The organism is Streptomyces sp. NPDC087844, from assembly GCF_044742785.1.
Classification (GTDB): Bacteria; Actinomycetota; Actinomycetes; order Streptomycetales; family Streptomycetaceae; genus Streptomyces.
Genome location: NZ_JBIUVD010000001.1, coordinates 455,816 through 477,235, shown reverse-complemented (window position 1 = coordinate 477,235; position 21,420 = coordinate 455,816). Strand labels below are relative to the sequence as shown.

Genomic DNA, 21,420 nt, shown 5'->3' with positions numbered 1-21,420 from the left:
TTAGGGTCGGCGCATGACCACCCCGCATCCCGCCCCCGCCCATATCGCCATGTTCTCCATCGCCGCCCACGGGCATGTGAACCCGAGCCTCGAAGTGATCCGGGAGCTTGTCGCCCGTGGTCACCGGGTCACGTACGCGATTCCGCCCGTCTTCGCCGACAAGGTCGCGGAGACCGGCGCCGAGCCGAAACCGTGGAGGTCTACCCTGCCCTCGCCCGACGACGACCCCAGCGCCTGGGGGACCACGCTCCTGGACAACGTCGAACCCTTCCTCGCGGACGCCGTTCAGGCACTCCCGCAGCTCATCGAGGCGTACGAGGGCGACGAGCCGGACCTCGTGCTGCACGACATCACCTCGTACCCGGCCCGCGTCCTCGCCCACCGCTGGGGCGTCCCCGCCGTCTCGCTCTCGCCGAACCTGGTCGCCTGGGAGGGGTACGAGGAGGAGGTCGCCGAGCCCATGTGGGTGGAGCCGAGGAAGACCGAGCGGGGGCAGGCGTACTACGCCCGCTTCCAGGCCTGGCTGGACGAGAACGGGATTGACCTGGACCCGGACTCGTTCGGCGGGCGCCCCGCCCGTTCCCTGGTCCTCATCCCGAAGGTCCTCCAGCCGAACGCCGACCGGGTCGACGAGTCCGTGTACACCTTCGTCGGCGCCTGCCAGGGCGACCGCGCCGCCCAGGGGGAGTGGCGGCGGCCCGACGGCGCCGCACGTGTCGCCCTCGTGTCCCTGGGGTCCGCCTTCACCAAACAGCCCGCCTTCTACCGCGCGTGCGCGGAGGCGTTCGGCGCGATGCCGGGCTGGCACCTGGTGCTCCAGATCGGCAAGCACGTCGACCCGGCCGAACTCGGCGAGATCCCCCGGAACGTGGAAGTCCACGACTGGGTCCCGCAGCTCGCGATCCTCAAGCAGGCCGACGTCTTCGTCACGCACGCCGGAGCGGGCGGCAGCCAGGAGGGGATGGGGACCGCCACGCCGATGGTCTGCGTACCGCAGGCCGTCGACCAGTTCGGCAACGCGGACGTGCTCCAGTCGCTCGGAGTCGCCCGCCTGCTGCCCATGGAAGAGGTCACCGCCGACACCCTGCGCGAAGCCGTAATGGCGGTCGCCGACGATCCGGAAGTGGCACGGAAACTCAAGGTGATCCAGGCCGAGATGGCGGCCGAGGGAGGAACTTCCCGAGCCGCGAATTTGATCGAGGCGGAAATTCCCTACGGGCACGACAAGGCGCGACAGGGCACAGAAGGCCTGATCAGGTGACCGACAGCGAACCCGGAATTCCCCCGGGTCACGGTTCCATGTAATTGGTGAAGCCCTGGCGCACTTTGTATAACGGGAAGGTCATTCGGTAACGCTCGGGTAACGCAGGGTCTGTCCTGTCGGGTCATGGATCAGGTTGTTGAGTTCGACCCCTGACCCCCGCAAAAGGTTGCACGGGCATCTTCTTGTTCTTTTCCCCAACAGGTTCCTAGCGTGAGGTGAACTCGTTACGAACTTTGGGAAGTTGACCTATGCGCCGTGACATACCGCCCCTCGCAGAGGTGCGCCGCATCACCGAGAAGAAGCGGGACGCCTGGTGGACCGTGCTGCTCGTCGACCCGGTCGCCACCCCGCTGGTGCGGTTGACCGCGAAGTACACGCGGATCACACCGAACCAGATCACCTGGGGCGCGTTCCTGCTCGGCCTGGTCTCGGCGGCGTTCTTCGCGTTCGGTGACTGGCGGTGGCTGATCGCCGGCGCGTTCGTCTACCACCTGAGCTTCATCCTCGACTGCATGGACGGGAAGGTGGCCCGCCTCACCGGGCAGGGCTCGGTCTTCGGCGCCTGGCTGGACTTCGTCTTCGACCGCATCCGGGTGGCGGTGTGCGGCGTCGCGCTGATGGCCGGGCAGTACGACCGCACCGGCGAGACGATCTACATCTGGCTGGCCGCCGCGGTCGTCTTCCTCGACACGCTGCGCTACATCAACGGCCTGGAGATCTTCAAGATCCGCCACACCATGCGCAAGCAGATCAAGGCGCGGGTGCGGGCGGCCCGGCGCGCGGAGAACTCCGCGGAGCTGGCCTTCATGGAGGACCTGCTGCGCAACAACCCCGAGGCGGACATCGAGCAGGACATCCGCCAGGCGGCGACGGCCACGGTGACACCGGTGGGCACCGCGGAGGTCGCGGAGAGCGCCGAGGTCGCCGAATTCGCAGAGCGCGAGCACGCGCCGGCGGGAGCGGCAGCAACCGCGACCGCGACGGAGGCTGCTGAGGTCGAGGCTGGGGACGAGGCTGGGGCTGAGGCGCAGAACAAGGCTCCGGCCCGTGTGATCGACCTGCACCAGGAGTTCAGGCACCGCTTCCCGGTCTATCTCCGCGCCCGCTCCTTCTTCCTGCGCCACCGCATCCGTACGCACCTGGTGAGCGGTATCGAGTTCCAGATGGGCGTCTTCATCCTGGGCCCGCTGTTCGACTCCGTCATCAAGGCGACCATCGTCTCCGGGGCCCTGCTCCTCGTCTTCGAGCTCGCCATCATCTACAAGCTGCTGCTCTCCACCCGGGACTTCACGCGCACGATCGACTCCTTCGAGCGCGAAGAGGTCGCCACCGCGGCCTGACGGCCGGACCGCGCAGGGCGGACCGCGCACGGCAGCGGGGCCGGGGCACATGCCCCGGCCCCGCTGCCGTTCAGTGTTGCCGTTCAGCGCTGCCGTTCCGTACGGACCGGGCCGGTCAGACGCCGACCCTCTCACCCTCGACCGCCGGAGGCTGAGGCGGCTGCGGCTGTGTCGACGGCTCCTCGAACGACTCGTCGTGACTGAGGTCCGGCAGCCGGTTCAGCCACTTCGGGAAGTACCAGTTGCGCTCGCCGAGCAGGGCCATGACCGCCGGGAGCAGCACACCGCGGATGATCGTGGCGTCGATGAGGACCGCCGCCGCGAGGCCCACACCCATCTGCTTCATGGACTGCATGGACAGCGTGCCGAAGATCCCGAAGACGGCGACCATGATGACGGCGGCGCTGGTGATGACGCCGGCCGTGGTGACGACGCCGTGCTGGATGGCGTCCCGGGTGGTCAGCCCGCGCAGCCGCGCCTCACGGATCCGCGAGACCACGAACACGTGGTAGTCCATCGAGAGCCCGAAGAGGATCACGAAGAGGAACAGCGGCAGCCAGGTGATGATCGCGCCCACACCCTCGGCGCCCACCAGCGACGCGCCCCAGCCGTGCTGGAAGACGGCGACCAGGATGCCGTACGCCGCCCCGACCGACAGGAGGTTGAGGACGATCGAGGTGACCGCGATCGTCAGCGAGCGGAACGACAGGAGCATCAGCACGAAGGCGAAGACCACGACGAAGGCGAAGACCGGGGCCACCGCACTGCCGAGTTGGTCGTTGAAGTCCTTCGAACCCGCCACCTGACCGGACACCGGGGCCTCGACCCCGTCGACCTTGCCGAGCGTCGCGGGACGGACCTCGTCGCGGATGATCGTCAGGCTCTTCTCGGCCTTGTCGAGGTTCGAGCCGCCCACCAGCGGTACGTACACGAAGGCGATGTTCTGCGCGTCGTGCACCTTGACGTCGACCGGACCGCGTGAGGCGCCCGAACTGACCGCCTGCGCACGGAAGTCGGCGAGCGCGGACTTCACCTCCGGAGAGTTGATGTCGTCGGCCCTGACGACCACCTCGGCCGGGTCGGAACCGCCGGGGAAGGCCTCGTTGACCCGCTCGTACGTCGCCACGATCGGCAGCGAGTCGCCGAACTCCTGGTCCAGCGTGAGGTTCTGGGTCTTCATGCCGAGCGCGGGAGCGGCGATGGCCAGCAGGGCGCCCGCCGCGACGACCAGCGAGATCGCGGGCTTGGCCAGCACCACGCGCAGGACGCTCGTCCAGAAACGGCTGTCGTTGCCGGAACCGCCTTTGCTCTTGCGGCGCTTGTCCGGGTGGAGGAACGGGATCCGCCCCTTCTCGACCCGCGTGCCGAGCAGCGAGAGAACCGCGGGCAGCACCGTCACCGAGCCGACCATGGCGACCGCCACGACCATCAGGGAGGCGAGCCCCATCGCCTTGAAGGTGGCGATCCCGGTGAACAGCATGCCCGCCATCGCCACGCACACCGTGACACCGGAGACGATGATGGCCCGGCCACTGGTCGCCGCCGCGATCCGCAGCGCGGTCTCGGGGTCCCGGCCCGCGGCGCGCTCCTCACGCTCGCGTCGCAGATAGAACAGGCAGTAGTCGACGCCGACCGCCAGCCCGACCAGCAGCATCACGGAGCTGGAGGTGTCGTCCATCGGCTGGACATGGCTGACGAGCATCATCAGGCCCATGGTGGCCATGATCGCGGTGATCGCGAGCAGCACCGGCACCAGCGCCGCCACCAGCGCGCCGAACGCCACCAGCAGGATGCCGAGGGCCACCGGCACGGCGGAGAACTCGGCCTGCTGGAAGTCTTCGCCGAACGCGTCGTCGAACGTCTTGTTCATGCTGGCGCCGCCGATCTCCTCGATCCGCACCGCCTCATGGTCCTTCTGGACCTCCTCCACGGCCTTCAGGACGGGCTCCACCCGCTCGCCCGCCGTGTCCGCGTCGCCACGCATGTCGAACTGGACCAGCGCGCTGCGGCCGTCCTTCGAGATCGTCTCCGTGTCGTACGGCGAGGTCACGTCGGTCACCTTGCCGGTGCCCTCGACCGCCTTGATCACGGCGGCGACGGCGGCACGGAACTCGCTGTCGGTCGCCTTGAGACCCGTGTCCTTGCCCTGGAGGAGCACGGTCTCCCCGGCCGGCTCCTCGATCCCCGCCTGCTCCGCGATGGCCGCGGCCCGGCCCGTCTCGCCCCCGAGCTGCTCGCTGTCCTTGAGCTCGACCGTGCCCGCCGCCGAGCCGAGTCCCATCGCCAGAACGACGAACAGCACCCAGATCCCGACGGCCGCCCAGCGGTGCCTGGCGCTCCAGCCACCGGCCCGGGCCGCTATCCCCCGTACCCGCGTGTCTCGCTTCCCCATGACGGGCATGCCCCCTTGTCCTGGGTGCCGACCCCCTGCCGACACCTCCCGATATGAAGGTATGGCGCGGATAAGGGCCTCTCCTCGTGCTATCCGGTGAAGTCCTGCGGTCGGAAGTCCTCCCCCCGGACCCCGTGACCTCCGCACTGAGGAGGATGAGAGGCCCTTACATGTAAAGCCGCCCCTCGGGGGTCGCGCCCGAGCTGACCGGTCGGTAACCTGCGTTGCGCCGGCCCGGCCCGGCCCGGCGGCCGTCGTGCCCACCCCCACGGGGCACGACGGCCGCCCTAGGGTGTGCGGATGACTATGGGGACGACGACGTACGCGGCGCTGCTGCGCGGGATCAATGTGGGCGGCAGCCGGAAGGTGCCCATGGCCGAGCTGCGCACCCTTCTGGAAGGGCTCGGGTACGGCGGCGTACGCACGTATCTGCAGAGCGGGAACGCCGTGTTCACCAGCGACCACGGCGACGAGGACTCCCTCGCCGGGGAGTTGGCGGGAGCCCTCGCCGAGCGCTTCGGTTTCACGGTCGACGTGCTGGTGCGCGACCACGCGTATCTGCGGGCCGTCCTCGACGCCTGCCCCTTCCCGGCGGCCGAACTGGAGGCCAGGCAGCTGCACGCCACGTACTTCTCGGCGCCGGTCGACGCCGAACGCTTCGCGTCGGTCGACCGACAGACCTTCCTGCCGGAGGAGTTCCGCCTCGGCGACCGCGTCCTGTACCTGTACGCCCCCGACGGCCTCGGCCGCTCCGAACTGGCGGAGAGCCTGGCGAAGCCCCGGGTGACGAAGGGCGTCGTCGCCACCACGCGCAACTGGAACACGGTCGTGAAACTGGCCGAGCTGACCGGTGGGTGAGCCCGGGCCCCACGCGGCCGTCGAGGCGGCTTTCGAGTGCGTACACCCATCGTTGGGTCGTACACGCGACTGTGGCAGGCTCGGGCGTATGCGCTACATCATCATCGGAGCAGGGGCCGTGGGCGGGGCCGTCGGCGGACGCCTCGCCGAGTCGGGACACGACGTGGTCCTAGTCGCACGAGGCGCGCACCACGAGGCGTTGCGCGAACGGGGACTGCGGCTCGTGACCCCCGACGGGACACGCACCCACCGACTGCCCACGGTCGACAGCCCGTCCGCCCTCGGCGAACTGCGTGCGGGGGACGTCCTCGTGCTCGCCGTCAAGACGCAGGACAGCGTGGCGGCGCTGGAGGAATGGGGACCCGTCCCGGTGGCGGGCGGCGGTACGGCGGCCGAACGGCTCCCCTTGCTGTGCGCGCAGAACGGGGTGGAGAGCCAGCGACTCGCGCTGCGCCGCTTCCGCCGGGTGTACGGGGTGTGCGTGTGGCTGCCCGCCACCTTCGTGGAGCCGGGCGTGGTGTCGGCGGCCGGTACGCCGCTGACCGGCATCCTGCACCTGGGGCGCTTCCCGCACGGGACGGACGACACCGCGCGGGCCGTCGCCGCCGACCTGTCCGCGTCCCGCTTCGAGGCGCCGGTCGTGCCCGATGTGACGCGCTGGCAGTACGCCAAGCTGCTCGCCAACCTCGCCAACGCCATCGAGGCGGTCAGCGGGGACATCGTCGGCGAGGAGGCCGTGGCGCTGCAGGCCCGGGTACGCGCGGAGGGCGAGGCGGTGCTCGCCGCCGCGGGCATTCCGTACGCCTCGCAGCAGGAGCAGAAGGAGGCCAGGGCCGACAAGATGCGCCTCGTGCCGCTCGACGGGCAGGGGCGGGGCGGCGGGTCGTCCTGGCAGTCGCTGAGCCGTGGCACGGGCACGATCGAGGCGGACTACCTGAACGGGGAGATCGCCCTGCTGGGGCGCCTGCACGGCGTCCCGACGCCACTCAACGACCTGCTGCAAGGGCTCGCGAACGAGTTCGCGCGGGAGCGGCGTGCGGCGGGTTCGATGGAGGTGGCCGAGCTGGTACGGCTGGCCGACGAGGCGGTGGCGTAGGCACTCCCGCTCTCCGGTGCCGCAACTCCGTGACACACGGCCCCTCATATCCCTAGGGTGATGGAGCGATTACGGGGTGGGGGGACCGGAATGGTCGGAAGACAGTTGCCGTCGTTGCCGAAGATGCGCAAGGACGCGGTCACACGGCGGCTGTGCGCGTCGGTGCATCTCGACGCGGACTTCGCCCACGAGGCGGACCACAGACTTACCGGGGACGGCCTGAACGCCATGGGCCCGGCCCTCGGCGTCAACCTCGTCGCGCTCGCCCGGCACGCGCGCGTGGCCGTCAGGGCCCGCGCCGCGCTCGACCGGCAGCTCGCCTGGCTCTTCGCCGCCGGCTGGGCCGCGCTGCTCGCCGGCCTGGTCGCCCTCGTCAAGGGCCACGGGCCGATCGCGATGACCGCCGTGTACGGGCCCGTGGCCGTGCTGGCCGCCGCCTGGTGGCTCGTCCACCACGACCAGGCACGTGCCAGGGCCGCCGCCCAGGGCGTCTACCGCAGCCAGGACAAGGCCGAGAACCTCGCCCCCGCGGTCGAAGCGGCGGCCGAGGCGCGGCTGCACGAGCTGAAGCGGGCCAACGTCGTCCCGTACACCGACTCCGCGGAGCGCACCAACCCGTTCGTCGGCAGCGGCGACAAGATCAAGGAAACGCTCTGGCAGCCGATCGACGTCAGCAGGCCCGCGGACTCGCCCACCGGCGGCAAACTCACCATCCGCCCCTTCGACGCCGTCGATCTGCACACCTACGTGGCCCGGGAGATGGAGGGGGTCTCCGGCCTCGACGGGCTGCGCGCCAGGAACCGCCTCTACGTACTCGGCAGCAACGCCCTCCACCTGCCCGACCTGCTGCCCGACCGCACCCAGCACCCCCGCGCACAGATCCCCCGGCAACTCGTCCAGGCCGGCCTGCAGAGCCCCGGCGCCGGCATGCGCACGTACCTCTGCCTCGAACGTGTCGGCGAGGGCGGCCGGACCATCGTCTCCATGTACCTGCGTGCGCGACTGCACCGGCCCAGCCTCACCTGGGAGGTCGCCGCGTACGCGATCCCGCCGCTGCACGGCCGCTTCCACCGGGTGGACGCCCTGCCCGTCGCCCGCGCCGAGAGCTGGTGGAGCCTCGTCTCGTACGCCACCACGCACGTCTGGCCCGAGCTGCGCGGCGCTTCCCGGCGTCTGCGTGCCCGGCGCCGGTTCCACCGCGAGGCGGAGCGCGCCCTGGCCAGGACCCGCCGCGAGATCAAGGAACGCCATCTGGTGTACGACTACGGGGCGTTCGACAGTCTGCGCGAGAGCCTCGGCGACTGGGAACGGGCCGGGTACTCGGAGAAGACCGACGCGCAGGACTTCCTGTTCCGGCTCCAGCAGGGCGTACTGGTCGCGACCGAGCGCTTCCTGCAGGACCACAACGTCGACACGGGCTCGTTCGACAAGGCGCAGCAGATCATCAGCACCCAGACCTACAACATCTCCGGGGACATCAACGGCCCCAGCAACATCGGCAACCAGGGCCAGATCAACATGGCCGGCGGCCAGCCGCAGCCCGGGCAGGGCGGTGGCGGCCACCCGGGCGCGGGGCAGGGCGGCGGGCCGTGACCCGCACCGCACTCTCAAGGCACCCGTCCCTCGAAGAACCCGCCCCACGACGAACCCGTGCCCACGACGAACCCGTGCGCAAGGCGAACAGCACCCCGACCAGGAGCCAGGCATGAGCACCTTCAACTTCCACGGCGACATCAACGGCCCCTCCAACTTCGGTGACCACGGCCGCATCGAGGTCAACCACGGGGCGGACGCCGCCCAGTCGCTGCGCCTGGCCGCCGAACTCGTGGAGCGGCTGCGCACCGAGAACCCGCCCCTCGTCGCCCAGGCGGAGGTCGTACGCGGCGAGTTGGCCCGTGCCGAGCAGGACTGCGCCGCCCCGGACCGCGGGCGGGTCCGCTCGGCCCTGGACACGATCTCCGTGGGCGTCGCGGCCGGTAGCGGAGGGCTCGCCCTGGCACAGGAGCTGAGCCGGGTCCTCGGCCTGTGAACCCCGCCCAGCCCGCTCACAGATGATCCGGGGCGCTCACTTCGCCCGTACGACCGCGCGGGTCCCGTCGCCCAGGTCCAGCTCCAGGCCCGCGCGCAGCGGTACCGTCTGGCCGGGCCCGATCTGCTGCGACGTACCGTCCGAGCGCGTGCCCGCCCAGGTCCGGCTGCTTCGGTTCGCGATGCCGAAGCGGCCCGGCTTCGTGGGGTGTTCCACCAGTTCGGCCACCAGGCTCGCGTCCGAGTAGTCGTGCCGGGCGGGCTCGGCCTGCAGATGGTGGGCCTGCACCCGGGCCGCGCGCGGCAGCCGGATGTGGCGCTCGGTGCGCGGCGGGGGAGTGGTCACCGTCAGGCGCGGCGGCAGCACCAGCAGCGCCCCGCAACCCCAGCACGGGCGGGAGGCCTGCGCCTGGTGCTCGCCCGGCTCCGTCATGTTCTGCCGCCCGCAGGACGCGCACTCCACCACCGCGTCCCGCACCGCCCGCAGCGCGTCGCGCCACTCGGACTCCCGCACCCGGACCGCCGGATCGTGCAGCCCGGCCGTGAAGCCGCGCCGGAACAGTTCCTGCAGGGCGCCCGCGGAGGCGTCCCAGGTGGCCAGCACGGTCGCGTGCTCCATCGGATCGGGCTCGTTCGAGTCGTCCACCGGGTCGAAGACGAACAGCGGGTTCTTCCCGTAGAGCTTCCGCTCGGCGGCCTCGTCCAGACAGTGGATCGCCAACTCCCGCCTGCCCTTGAGCGGGTGATGGTTCATCAGGAACATGAACAGCAGTACGGCCAGCGAGTGCAGGTCGGACTGCGTACCGGGACGGGCGCCCGGATCGGCGCGCACCAGCTCGGGTGCCATGAACTCCATCGTCCCGGAGATCCCGCTCGCGTCACCCTCCACCACCGCGTTGTCGTTGTCGCAGACGAGGATGTCGCCGGTGTCCGGGTCGAAGAAGACGTTGCCCCAGGAGATGTCCCGGTAGGCGATGCCACGCGAGTGGAGCGCCTGGTACGCCTCGACGGTGTAGAGGCAGGCGGTCAGCAACGCACGCGTGCTGGTGCGCAGCTGGCGGCGGAACAGGGCAGGCAGTCCCTTGAACCGGTCGGGCCGCAGCCCCATCAGATACCCGAACGAACCGTGGTGCCAGGGCACGTACACCTCGGGCCACAGGAAGCGGTCGTCGTCGAAGTCGCGGGACACCAGTTCCCGTACGATCCCCTCCTGCTCGGAGGTCGCGCAGGTCGGGTAGTACCACTTGAGGGCCTTCTCGCCCGCGGACGTCTTCACCCGGTAGACCTCGCCCTGGCCGCCCGCCCCCAACATGTCGACGACCTGGACCTCCTCACCGGTCTCCACGGTCAGGCGGGTTCCGCTGTCGAGCATGCCGGTCATCTAGGTCTCCGTCCTTCGTTCGGTTTCCGTGTCGGTCACGGTCCCTGCGTCCGGTTCGGCGCCGGGTTCCGCGCCGGGCTCCGCGTCCGGCTTCGGCTGCGGGCGGGCCGCGTACGAGTGCAGGAGGGCCGCGGCCAGGGTCGTGTCGTCGCCGGAGTACCGGGAGGCGTGCCGCAGCCAGTCGGGCAGCGCGGCCCGTACCCCCTCGAAGCCCTCCGTCGCGAGCCGCCCGTCCATGTCCCCGACGAACTCCGTGAAGCCGTCGCCCGAGGCGAAACTCTTCGACAGACCGTCCGTGGACAGCACCACCAGACGCGGCACCCGCGCCTCCTCGAACACGGGCGCCCAGTGCGTCCGCACCGCGCGCCACGCCTGCGGCCCGCACAACGACTCGGTCTCGTCGCCCAGGTCGTCCTCGGCCGGGGCCAGTGGCCGGTCCACCGAGCCGTCGTGGCCCACCACCGCCAGATCGCCGTCACCGATCTGCCAGGCCGTCAGGAGCCATGGCGTCACGACCGCGCCGATCAGCGTGGTCCCGTACAGCGTCAGCTTCTCGTCGGGTCCGGGCTCGGGCAGGCCGAGGTCGGCCACCGGGCGGTGCCGCGACCAGTGCCCGAGGGCCGCCTCGCGCCAGGCCTGGACGAGGGCGCGTGGCATGTCGTTGCGGGCGTAGTTCATCAGCCGGGCGAGCCCGCCCGGCTCGTGGCAGGCGTCGGCCGCCCGGCCGAACTCCGTCGCGAGCGCGACGAACCGGTCCACGGCGAACCGTGCCCCGAGCGCGCTGCGCGCGTGCGCGGCCGAGCCGTGGCCGTCCGCCACCGCGAGGACGAGGGGATCGGCCGAGGAACCGGTCCCGGAGAACGCGTACCAGTCCTGGTTCTGCCGTTTTCCGGTCCCCTGGATGCTTTCGGCGAGGGTGGCCCAGCGCCGCACGAGTGCCGTCACCACACGTCGTCGTCATCGTCGTCGTCGAGGACCGGTGGCGCGAAGGGCTGCTTCGCCATGGGGTCCCCCGAGCCGGCGACCGGCTGCGAGGCCGCCTTGACCGCCGCCGTCGAGGCCCAGCGGATCGCCGCCGCGAGCTGCTTGGGACTGTTGGCGTCCAGCGGCTGCAGTTCCGGATTGGCGAGGAACTCCTGGAGTACGGAGCGGTCGGCGTCGTGGCCGATGGCGATCGCGACCCGGACCGCCTTGCGCCCCCAGGGTGTCGCGTCGACCGCCTTGAGACCCGCCTTCCAGTCGTCGGTCGGTACACCGTCCGAGACCAGCGCGAGGACCGGCTTCAGGGCCCGCTGCGGCATCGGCGGGCTCTGCAGCTCGCGCGAGACCAGGTGCAGCGCCTCGCCCAGGTTGGTCATGCCGTCCACCTCGACGTCCTGCCAGGTGAAGTCGTCGACGGGGACGGGAGTCTGGTGGTGCCACCTGGCCGTCGTGGAGAACGTGACCGTGCGCAGCAGCAGTTGGGCCGCCGGGTTGTCGTGGGCCACCGAGCGCATCTCCGGGACGGACTCCCGGATCGCGTAGTTGAGCCGGGCGATCTTCTCGCCCTGCATCGAGTACGAGCAGTCGAGCAGCCAGATGAAGTGGACCGGACGGTTCGCCATGGGCCCGCCGGGGATGTCACTCACTGCGTGTCCTTCCGTGGGGTGTCGGTGGGATGTCGGTGCTGTGCCGGGGTCGGTTCCGGACGGGGGTCGGTGCGCCTCGGTCGGTGCGCCTCTGTCAGCGCACCGCGTACAGGACGGCCGCGACGAGGAGCGCGCTCGTCAGGACCAGTGCGGTGACGAACAGGCCGAGGGCCATGCGGCGCCCCCACCTGATGTGCCGCGTCACGGTGCTCATGCGGTCTCCAGCTTCTTCTCCTTCGGCTTCTTCCCCTTCGGGCCGGCGGCAGGGTCGGGGCCGACCAGGGGGCCCGTGCGCAGTCCCGACGCGGCCAGCAGCCACAGCACGGGCTCGGCGGCCCGCCGCTGCTCGCTGTCCAACGAGCCCGCGCCGGTGGCCGCGTGGGCGCTGACCGCCCAGTAGCGGTCGGCCCTGAAGTCGTGGCCGAGGGCGCGGACGAGCCCGCCGAGGCCGATCTCGGTGAGCCAGGTGTCGATCCGGGCGCCGGCCACCGGCAGTGAGCCGAGCTGGTCGAGGACGTCCCGTTTGGTGACGACCGTCGCCACCGACATCCTGCCGCGCCGCCCGGTGAGCGCGGACAGCTCGCCCGCCAGCCGCTGGTACGTCTCCCAGGGGCCCTGCGGCGAGGGCCGTGCGGCGGTGGCCCGGTCGGCGTCGGCGCCGGTCAGCTTCGCGCGTACCGTCGGCTCGGCGAGCACGTCCGCGACCAGGACGACCCCGTCGGTGTGCGCGAGGTAGTGCTGGGCGCGCACCCGCTCGGCGTCCTCAAGGGACTCGCCCATCGGGTCGTAGAGGTAGAGCAGTCGGCGGCGCCGCCCGAGCGTGACGGTCAGCATGAAGGCGCGGGGCTGGCCACCGGTCGTGGCGTGCGCCCACGTTGCCTGCCGCAGCTCCTGGTTGAGGGAGTTCGCCGTCTGCCGGTCGTTTGTCGACGCGTACTCGACGCGCAGCCCGCTCCGTCGTGACCAGGCGTGCAGCCCCTCGACCATGGCGGCCATCAGCATCGTCTTGCCCGACGAGGTGCCCCCGATCAGCGGCGCGTGCACGACACGCGTGGTGCCCACCGCGTCCGGCAGCACCTGGTCGCAGTGGGGGCACAGGGCGGTGAGCCGGCCGCGGCCGGCGAGTCGGCTCGCCCCGAGCCGCTGTCCGCAGGCGCACATGTGCCGCAGTGCCCCGTAGCGCCCGGGACGCAGCCGGGCGTGCGGCTCCCGGCAGCCGGGGCAGCGGTGCACCGCGAGCGGCACCGGCCGGTAGCAGCCCGGATAGGGGCACTTGACGCGGATCCGCAGGACCGTGGCGCGACCGCGCTCCAGGCCCCGCAGGACGAGCGCGGTCCCGGCGGCACCCAGCCACACGAGGCCGAGGAGCAGGGCGAAGACCGCCAGCGCGAGCGTGAGGAACACGGTCGCGAGCGTGGCGCCCACCAGGGCGCCGAGGAACGTGCCGGGCGCGACGAGCCACATCGCCAGCTGCACGAACGAGTTGCGCTCGGGGAGCCCGTTGGAGCGGACGCCGCGGAACAGCCTCGCGGTCGTGCGCTGGGTCCACTGCCCGGTGAACCGCAGCCAGATCACCCGGATGCCGAAGCCGCCCGCCGTGGCCGCGTCCACCCACATCTGCCGCCACCAGTAGGCGAGTTCGGCCGGTTCGCCACCGCCGCTGCCACTCCCACTGCCGCCGCCGACAACCGGGATGCGGGTGTCGGCCAGGCCCTCCTGCCGCGGCCCCAGGGCGGAGCACACCGCCCGCACCCCCAGGGCGAGGAGCTGCCACAGGGCGTTGCCGAAGCAGACGGCGCCCGCGACCAGCGCGACGAAGCCGAGGACGTACTGCGCGACCACGTTCACCGGTGCTCCCGACCCTCACCCGGAGGGGGTGCCACGTCCCCGTACCGCGGGGACGGGCCGTTGTCCCTGACGCTGTCCCGGCCCCCGTCCCTGCCACCGTCCCTGCCGCGTCCGCGGCCGGTGAACCGGCCCGCGAGACGGCCGAGCGTCCCGGGCCGGTTCCAGGCCCGGAAGGCGTCGGGCTTGCCGCGGCCCGCCCGGTCGAGGCTCGACTCCACCAGCGCCAGATCCTCGGCGGGCAGTGCCCGCACGATGGGCCGCAGCACCTTGGCCAGCAGCGCGGCACAGGTCTCGTCCCACGCCGGGTGCGCGCCCGCGTGCGAACTCCAGTCGCAGAAACAGTCGGCGACATAGCCGGGGACGGTACGCAGCCGGTCGCCCACCCGGTTCGACTGTGCCGCCGCTTCGTACGCGGCCAGCAGTCCCGCGTCGCCGGAGAGGGCCAGCGCGTACAGCTCACCCGGAGGCGCCGAGCCGCGCAGCAGACGGCGCGCGAGGGCGCGGTGGACCCGTTCGAGGACCGGCGCGGGTACGGGGCGGGCGTTGGCGCCGAGCGCTGCCGCGCGCCGCACCCAGTCCAGTCCCTCGCCCTCGGTGCCGAGCAGTCCCGCGAACTCCAGCAGCAGGAGCGCCGCACGCTGTTCCGGTGCCAGTTCGGTGGTGAAGCAGCGCAGCAGGTCGGCGGCGAGCGCCGGGATGTCGCGGTCGTCGGCCGGTGCCGCGAGCGCGGCGTCGATGAGCAGGTCCCTGGTACCGGCGGCGCGGTGCGTGTCGGAGCCGAGTTCGTTGAGCAGCAGGCTCGCCTCCTGGCCCGTGGGCAGTTCACCGGGCCACACCAGGTTGAGCGCGGTCCGCAGCACGGCCGGTTCGGTGTGCGGCGAGACCCCGGCGGATCGCACCACGCCGTGGAACGCGGTCAGCCGGTCGCCCGCGCCGGCGAGCGGGGCGTGCGACGCGCACATCCGCAGATGCGGGAACCCCGGGTGGCCCCGTACGGGGAGATCCGCGACGGCCAGCATCCGCGCGGCGGACACCGGCCGGTCGCCGGCGATGGCGTCGAGCGCGCCGAAGAGGGCGATCCGCAGGGTCGGGTGCGCGGCGACGGCGTCGCGCAGCACGGCGAGATCCTCCGGGCCGACGGGGCCGACGGAATCGACAGGGCCTGTGGGGCCTGTGGGGCCGACGGGACCGACGGGACCGGCAGTACCGGCAGTACCGGCAGTACCGGGAGTACCGGGAGTACCGGCGCCGCCGTCGCGCTCGGCACCCCCGGGGGCGCCGACGCGGGGATCAGCCCCGTCGCGCATGCCGGTACGAGCGCCGATGTCGGTCCTGCTTCCGGCCCCGAAGCCGGCCTCGTACCCGGTACGGGCCGCCGCTTCCGCTCCGGGGTGCGACGGGCCCGTACGGGTGCTCCACCAGGGGATCGCCCCGTCGCGGTCGGCGGTCGCCGCCGGGGTACGCCGGCCCGGATGCCCGGCGTCCGTACGGGGCTGCGGTCCTGTCGTGGAGGGGTGCACCCGCGCCTCGGGGATGTCCATGAGGGCCTGGGCCAGGCGTGCCGCGAGGTCCGGGAGGAGGTCGGTGCAGTCGACCTCCAGCAGATCGGCGACGCGCAGCAGACCCAGTGGGCGCCCGGTCGGCGGCTGCGCCGGGTCGGCGACGCCCGAGCGGATCGCGTACCCCAGTTCCGCGCCGAGCCGCGTCCGCGCCTCGGGAGGGAACGAGGCACCGTGGACGACGGGGACGGGCCCGCCGCCGCGCACCGCCGCCGTCAGCACCCGCGCGGCGAGCGGCGCGGAGACGAAGGCGGGCACCTGCCCGTCGAGGCGTTCGAACAGCGAGGTCAGCCCCGCGACGAAGTCACCCGCCGAGGCCGTACCGGCTGCCTCCTTGTCCGCCGGCCGTGTGTCGTCCGACGGCCGTGCCTCGCACAACGCCGTGACGAGCTGCGCCAGTTCGTCCTCGGGCAGGCTGCCGGCACGGTCGCGGACCCAGTGCGTGGCCGCCGTGAGCGCGGCCGGGGGAAGAGGGACACGAGCCGTGAGCGCCGCCGCGGCAAGCGGACCGAGGTCCGGCCCGTGCTGCCGGAACAGATCGGGCCTGCCCGCCCGCCACACCAGGGCGCACACCTCCGCCCAGGGGTCCGCCACAGCCCCGGCAGACGTGGCGGGAGCAGGGGGAGCAGTGGGAGCGGGCGGCCGGGTGCAGTCGTGGACCCGGTGCCGATGCCCGTACGCGACGGTCTCGGACGACGGCAGTACGCCGATGATCTGCTGCCTGGCCCGCTCGGGCCGGCGCGTGTACGTCGTGAAGGTCAGCCGGTGCGCCTGCTCGCGCGGCAGTACCGCGCAGGCCAGTGCGATCCACTGGGCCACGGCGGCGCTGTCCCGCTCCACGAGCACGACCTGTCCGGCTCCCGGGTCGTCCGCGACCGCGCGGACATCCGCGAGGACCGCCGCGAGCCGGTCGGCGCGGGACACCGCGAAGGCCACCAGCGCCTCCTGCTGCATGAGCCCCGACGGCTCGAAGCGGTCGATCGGCTCGGGCCTGCCGTCGGCCGGTGTCGCCCGGCACCAACGCCGCGACTCCCAGGCCGCGATGGGCAGCGCACCGTCCGGCAGCCGTCCTCCGGGAGGCAGATGAAGGGCATGGGCGTGGAAGTTGCCCCACCGCCCGCTGTAGTCGACACCCGTGTAGACGCAACGGCTCAGCAGCCGTCCGCCGTCGGAGAGCTCGCTGAGACTGAACGCCGTCGGGAAGTCCGCAAGTTCGTCGGCGTCGGGCCGCGCGGGGAAGTCCCGCGGCGGCTCGTACCCGATGAGCTGCTCCGCCTCTCTGAGCACACCCTGCGGCACGTCCGCGCTGACCGCCGTGAAGCGGAAGCCGGACCCGCCGGGTCCCGGCGGCGCGGAGGTGTAGTGGAGCTGGGAGAGCGTCACCTGGACGGTCCTTTCCGTGCGTTGGTCACCGGCAGCAGCCCGCGCCGGGCCAGCAGCCACAGCAGTGGATCCTCCACGCGCAACGGCTGCGGCCCCGACTTCGGTACGTCCGCCGGGGCGTCGGCGGGCGGTGGCGCACCCAGCGCGGAGAGACCGAAGAGGGACAACTGCGCGAAGTCGCGCTCCAGTTGCCGGTACAGCGCCCCCGAGTCCCAGTCGGCCAGTTGGGAGCGCAGCTCCTCGTGCACCGCGAGCCGGTCGTCCTCGTCGAGCGTCCCGCCCTCGTGGGTGGCGCTGCTCAGCAGCGGCGAGTGCGGGTCGAGCAGCGGCCGCAGCATGTCCGTCTTCGTCACCGCCACCGCTATCGGTGTGCTCACCCGGCCGCGTGAGCCGCCCCGGCCGTGCGCCCGCAGCTGTGTCGCGAGATCCGCCGCGATCTGCTGCGGCGGTGTCTCCACGGCGGGCAGCAAAGGCCCGTCGCCGATCGGCAGCCTGTCGCGCACGGAGCCGAGTTGCAGGGGGTCGACGAGCAGGATGATGCCGTCGGCCGCGCTGAGATAGCGGGTGTAGCGGTCCACGGCGTCGGCGCCCGCGAGGTCCTCGCCCGCCGCGTCGAAGAACACGAGGGTCGTGTGCCGGCTGCCCGTACCGAGCCGCCCGCGCCGGGGCAGACTCAGCCGGTACAGCAGCGGATCGTTGAAGCCCAGCGCGGCGGGCCGGGTCGCGTCCGGCAGCCGCAGCCGCTCGTACAGGTCCTGTGCCATCTCCTTGTCGCGCTGCTGCGTGCCCTGGCCCATCGCGGCGAGCGAGGCGTCGAAGGCCTGGCCGACCCGCCGGTTCAACTCGTTGACCAGCACGGCGACATAGGTGCTCTTGCCGGACGCCTTCGCGCCGACCAGGGCGATGATCCGGCTGTCCTGCTCGCAGTAGTCACTGGGCAGATCGCTGTGGCAGGAGCCGCACACCCGTACCGTCGTGGTCACGCCACAGCCCGGACAGACGGCGGGGCCCGCGTTCGCGGCGGGCCGCAGCCTCGACACCGGCGAGCGCGGCCGGTTGAAGACCGGGCCGCGCATCCGGGCCGACGGCGGGATGCTCGGACCCATGAACTCGGCCCACACGTCGTCGCGTTCGGGCCCGCACGGCTGCGATCCGCGCACACCGCCCGCGATCATCAGACAGCGGTACGGCAGCCGGGCGGCCGACGAACGGGCGAAGCAGTAGGGGCAGATGACGGTCGTCATGGGTTCAGCGCACCACCAGGGTCGCGGGGGACGGTTCTTCGAGTCGTACGGACGTGGCGTGCGCGCCGAGCAGGAACCCGCGCAGGGTGTACGGGACGGGGCAGGGGGCCGAGTCCAGCTCGTGCTCGACCGTGCGCAGTTCCAGGAGTTCGGCACCGGCGATCCTGAGCACGGTCGTGCCGTCGGCGGGGCCGCGCGGACGAAGCGTGCCGCTGCGCGCCACACAGACGAACTCCGGCAGATGCTCCGGCAGATGCACCGGCAGCTCGGACTGCGTTCCCTCGGCGCAGGCGTCGGCACATGCGTCGGGAGATGTGTCGGGAGAGGAGAGGGTGACACGGATCAGGGGCTTGCCACGCCGCAGCATCCGGCGCGGCGCGGGCACCAGGCGGTATGCGACGGACGTGTCCGGCGGCAGCACCGTCTCGGCGGCCGACGGCAGCGCCACCACGGACCCCGAGGCACGCGGCGCGGGCACGGCCCTGATCCGCACACCACCCCGGCCGACCGGCAGCCGCAGACCCTGGCGCCGGTACTGGTGCGCGGTGACGGCCTGTTCGCCCGTGCGCCCGCCGCTCTCCGTCCAGCTGACGATCAGCAGGCCGGTGCCCTCGGGCCAGTCCAGGACCACCTGCACCTGGCCGTCCGGCTGCCGCCGCGCGCTCAGCCCGGTCACGGCGACGGGCGCCTCCACGGTGACGGCCGGCCCGGCCACGGCACGTTCCCCGAGCACGGCGACGGCCGCGACCTCGGCGTGGGTGCCGGGCGGCGGACACAGCACCGGTTCGCCGTCGTTCCGGCGGGGCCACGACAGCGGCTCGGGCAGCTCGGCGGCGGCCAACTCGGTGCCGGGTGCGGGTACTTCGCCGGGCCAGCGCACCAGCCGTACCTCCGGGGCCGTCCCGTTCACGCCGGCCTCGGCCCCCGCCCCGGTCCCGTCGCCGCCCGTCCAGGCGAACCGGATCGCCTCACCCTCGGCCGTGGCCGTGAGTGTCCGCACGGGTTCTGGCCAGCGGTGCACCGTGCGGGTCGCCCCGACGCCAAAGGAGGCGACGGCCTGTCCCTCGGGCGCGCGGTAGTGGCAGACGACCCGGAAGCGATGCGGGCCGGGCTGCAGCCCGGTGGCCGCGAACCGGCCGCTCTGGCAGGGGAGCGAGCCGGTCGTGCCGTCGGGGCCGGTGTGCTCGACCGTCACCTTGGTGGCGCCGGGCGGTGTCCGCCAGGTGCCGTCGATCCGCTCCCGGCCGTCCGCCAGAGCGAACTCGCCCACCTCGGGGGTGACCGGCAGCTCCCGCGCGACGAGGGGTACGCCGTCCACCCGGCCCTGGCGCACGGGGAGAGCCACGTAACGCACCATGCTGCCGAGCGGGATCGTCCGGTCCTCCGTGCCGCACACGCCGCCCGTGCCGCCCGCGTCCGAGGGCACCAGGCACACCTCGCGCAGCTCGGTGCTGCCGCGCCCGGTCCGCCGGAGCCGCAGAATTCGCCAGGTGATGCCGGGCTCCGCCGCATCCCAGGCCAGCACCGCTGACCCCGCGCGGAGTTCGCACCGCAGCCGCCCGGTGCGGTCGTCGTGACGGGGGCGGTGGATGCGTACCAGGCTGAACAGTGCCTTGCGGTCGTCCGCGGCGAGGCGCAGGGTCCGCAGGTACTCCTCCGTCGCGGCCTCGGTGTCACCCGCCTGCTCGGCGGCACGGGCCGCCTCCAGCGCGGCGTCGGCATGGCCCAGCCGCCGGGAGAGGGTTACCCGGAGCGTGCTGAGCGACGGGTCGCGACCGGTCGGCGGCAGCCGCTCCAGGAGTTTGCGCGCGCGACGGAGCCGGTGTTCGGCCCAGGCGTCGGCCAGCGACTCGGCGGCGGCCCGCTGCCCCTTGTCCAGGACGGGACGGACGCGGGCGGCGGCGACGAGGCCCGCGGCCTCCTCGGCGTGGACGCCCAACGACCGCGCGGTGTCGGGGTGTTGGCCGTGCGGATGGTCCTGGAGCAGTTCGATCAGCTGGTACAGCACGACTCTGCGCAGGGTTTGCGGGTCCTGCCGGTGGAGTTCGGCGAGTTCGTTCGCCAGGGTGGCCGTCGGGCCAGCGCCTCGGCCCAGGTCGGTCAACAGCGCGTGATCGACCCGCCGTTGGCCGCGGGCGCCGACCGGGACGAACAGGCCGTCCAGGACGCGCAGTCCGGCGCCGGGTCCGAAGAGTTCGCCGATGTGGCGCAGGCCGGCGGCGCGTTGGGTGGCCAGCAGGTGGGCGTAGCCGGGGGTCAGGGGGGACAGGGGGAGTGCGGACAGCGCTTGGGGCAGGCCGAGGTGATGCCCGAACTCCAGACCTGCCACCTGTACCGCTCCCCCGGTCGTGCCTGCGACCGACATCCCATCAGATTTGCGGGGTGGGAGGGGGTGGATTTCGGAATCCGGCGAGGTGGGAGGGGTTGTGTGTGCCCGGTGGGGCTGGAGTGAAGAGGACGTACCTCTCCCGTCACCGCATGGGGGCTCCGCCCCCGACCCCCCGTTGCGCAGTTCCCCGCGCCCCTGGACACCTGCGGGCCCGGTCGGGTGTGCCCCCTGACGATTGCGCAGTTCCCCGCGCCCCCAGACACCTGGGGGCGCGGGGAACTGCGCAATCGTTGAGCGGCGCCCCCACCGGCCCGCAGGCGGAGGTTCAAGTCCCCGCGGCGGCCAGAGCCGATACGGTGGCGGCCGCGTCGTAGCGGGCGAGGAGTACGCGGGCGACCTCAGGCGCCGCGCCCAGCACAGGCGCGAGCAGGTCCGCCTCGCCCGCCCCCCGCGCGACCCGGTCGGGCAACCGCCCCGGCGCGAGGAAGTACGGCGCCACAACCACCCGCGCACACCCCGCCGCACGCAACGACCGCACCACCTCCTCCGTGCGCGGCAACGATGCGGAGGCGAACGCGGGCCGCACGGCGCACCAACCGGTCCGCCGCCACTCCCGCGCGATTTCTGCGATCACCGCGATCGCCTCCGGGTCGGTGGACCCCGCCGCGGCCAGTACGACCCCGGTCGAGGACTTGTCGGCGGGGGACAACCCCGCCTCGTACAGCCGCCGTTCGAGCGCGGCCGTGAGCAGTGGCGACGGGCCGAGGACCTCGGCCTGCCTGATCCGCAACCGGGCCGGTGCCTCGTTCAGCACCGCCGGGATGTCCGCCTTCGCGTGGAAGGCGCGGGTCAGGAGCAGAGGAAGGGCCACGACGTCACGTACGCCCTCCGCCGCCAGGGACTCCAGCCTGCCCGAGACGGAAGGGAGGTTGAACTCCAGGAAGCCGGTCTCCACGCGCACCCCGGGCCGCCGCGCCCGCACCTGGCGTACCAGGGCGTGCACGGTCGCGGCATGACGCGGGTCGCGGCTGCCGTGGGCGATGACGAGGAGTACCGGTTTCGGCATGGAG

15 protein-coding genes are annotated in these 21,420 nt (G+C 72.5%); 6 read left to right on the top strand and 9 right to left on the bottom strand.

The window, feature by feature from the left end:
* Nucleotides 1-13 precede the first annotated feature (13 nt).
* Entirely contained in the window at nt 14-1,261 is a 1,248-nt protein-coding gene (gene mgt, locus ACIOKD_RS01900; RefSeq protein WP_402076759.1) for a macrolide-inactivating glycosyltransferase, read from the top strand.
* A gap of 251 nt (nt 1,262-1,512) precedes the next feature.
* Nucleotides 1,513-2,604, top strand: a complete 1,092-nt coding sequence (locus ACIOKD_RS01895; protein WP_402076757.1) for a CDP-alcohol phosphatidyltransferase family protein — start codon at nt 1,513-1,515, stop codon at nt 2,602-2,604.
* Between the two features lie 115 nt (nt 2,605-2,719).
* Here ACIOKD_RS01895 and ACIOKD_RS01890 read toward each other — a convergent pair whose 3' ends face one another.
* Nucleotides 2,720-4,996, bottom strand: coding sequence for an MMPL family transporter (locus ACIOKD_RS01890; protein WP_402076755.1), 2,277 nt, complete (start codon nt 4,994-4,996; stop codon nt 2,720-2,722).
* 300 nt (nt 4,997-5,296) lie between these two features.
* Here ACIOKD_RS01890 and ACIOKD_RS01885 point away from each other — a divergent pair, with 300 nt between their 5' ends.
* From ACIOKD_RS01885 to ACIOKD_RS01870, 4 genes are all read left to right on the top strand, one after another.
* On the top strand, nt 5,297-5,854 hold the full coding sequence (locus ACIOKD_RS01885; RefSeq protein WP_402076753.1) for a DUF1697 domain-containing protein: 558 nt from the start codon (nt 5,297-5,299) through the stop codon (nt 5,852-5,854).
* Between the two features lie 88 nt (nt 5,855-5,942).
* On the top strand, nt 5,943-6,950 hold the full coding sequence (locus tag ACIOKD_RS01880) for a ketopantoate reductase family protein (protein WP_402076751.1): 1,008 nt from the start codon (nt 5,943-5,945) through the stop codon (nt 6,948-6,950).
* A gap of 90 nt (nt 6,951-7,040) precedes the next feature.
* Nucleotides 7,041-8,543 carry a hypothetical protein gene (locus ACIOKD_RS01875; protein ID WP_402076749.1) on the top strand — a complete coding sequence of 501 codons (1,503 nt, stop codon included), beginning with the start codon at nt 7,041-7,043 and terminating at the stop codon, nt 8,541-8,543.
* A gap of 112 nt (nt 8,544-8,655) precedes the next feature.
* Nucleotides 8,656-8,979, top strand: coding sequence for a hypothetical protein (locus ACIOKD_RS01870; RefSeq protein ID WP_402076747.1), 324 nt, complete (start codon nt 8,656-8,658; stop codon nt 8,977-8,979).
* Nucleotides 8,980-9,015: 36 nt separating this feature from the next.
* On the opposite strand, the gene ACIOKD_RS01865 is transcribed toward ACIOKD_RS01870, so the two are convergent.
* The 8 genes from ACIOKD_RS01865 to ACIOKD_RS01830 form a co-directional block, all read right to left on the bottom strand.
* On the bottom strand, nt 9,016-10,359 hold the full coding sequence (locus ACIOKD_RS01865) for a protein kinase (protein WP_402076745.1): 1,344 nt from the start codon (nt 10,357-10,359) through the stop codon (nt 9,016-9,018).
* On the bottom strand, nt 10,360-11,307 hold the full coding sequence (locus ACIOKD_RS01860; RefSeq protein WP_402076743.1) for a protein phosphatase 2C domain-containing protein: 948 nt from the start codon (nt 11,305-11,307) through the stop codon (nt 10,360-10,362).
* A complete protein-coding gene (locus ACIOKD_RS01855; protein ID WP_402077675.1) occupies nt 11,301-11,963 on the bottom strand; it encodes a tellurium resistance protein in 663 nt (220 codons plus the stop codon). Before ACIOKD_RS01855 ends, ACIOKD_RS01860 begins: the two co-directional genes overlap by 7 nt.
* A gap of 234 nt (nt 11,964-12,197) precedes the next feature.
* Nucleotides 12,198-13,835, bottom strand: coding sequence for a hypothetical protein (locus ACIOKD_RS01850; protein ID WP_402076741.1), 1,638 nt, complete (start codon nt 13,833-13,835; stop codon nt 12,198-12,200).
* Complete coding sequence (locus tag ACIOKD_RS01845) at nt 13,832-16,777, bottom strand: GTPase-associated protein 1-related protein (RefSeq protein WP_402076739.1); 2,946 nt, start codon at nt 16,775-16,777, stop codon at nt 13,832-13,834. Before ACIOKD_RS01845 ends, ACIOKD_RS01850 begins: the two co-directional genes overlap by 4 nt.
* A complete protein-coding gene (locus tag ACIOKD_RS01840; RefSeq protein ID WP_402076737.1) occupies nt 16,774-18,021 on the bottom strand; it encodes a hypothetical protein in 1,248 nt (415 codons plus the stop codon). Before ACIOKD_RS01840 ends, ACIOKD_RS01845 begins: the two co-directional genes overlap by 4 nt.
* 4 nt (nt 18,022-18,025) lie before the next feature.
* Nucleotides 18,026-20,386 carry a hypothetical protein gene (locus ACIOKD_RS01835; RefSeq protein WP_402076735.1) on the bottom strand — a complete coding sequence of 787 codons (2,361 nt, stop codon included), beginning with the start codon at nt 20,384-20,386 and terminating at the stop codon, nt 18,026-18,028.
* Between the two features lie 289 nt (nt 20,387-20,675).
* Nucleotides 20,676-21,416, bottom strand: a complete 741-nt coding sequence (locus ACIOKD_RS01830) for a sirohydrochlorin chelatase (RefSeq protein WP_402076733.1) — start codon at nt 21,414-21,416, stop codon at nt 20,676-20,678.
* Between the last annotated feature and the right edge of the window lie 4 nt (nt 21,417-21,420).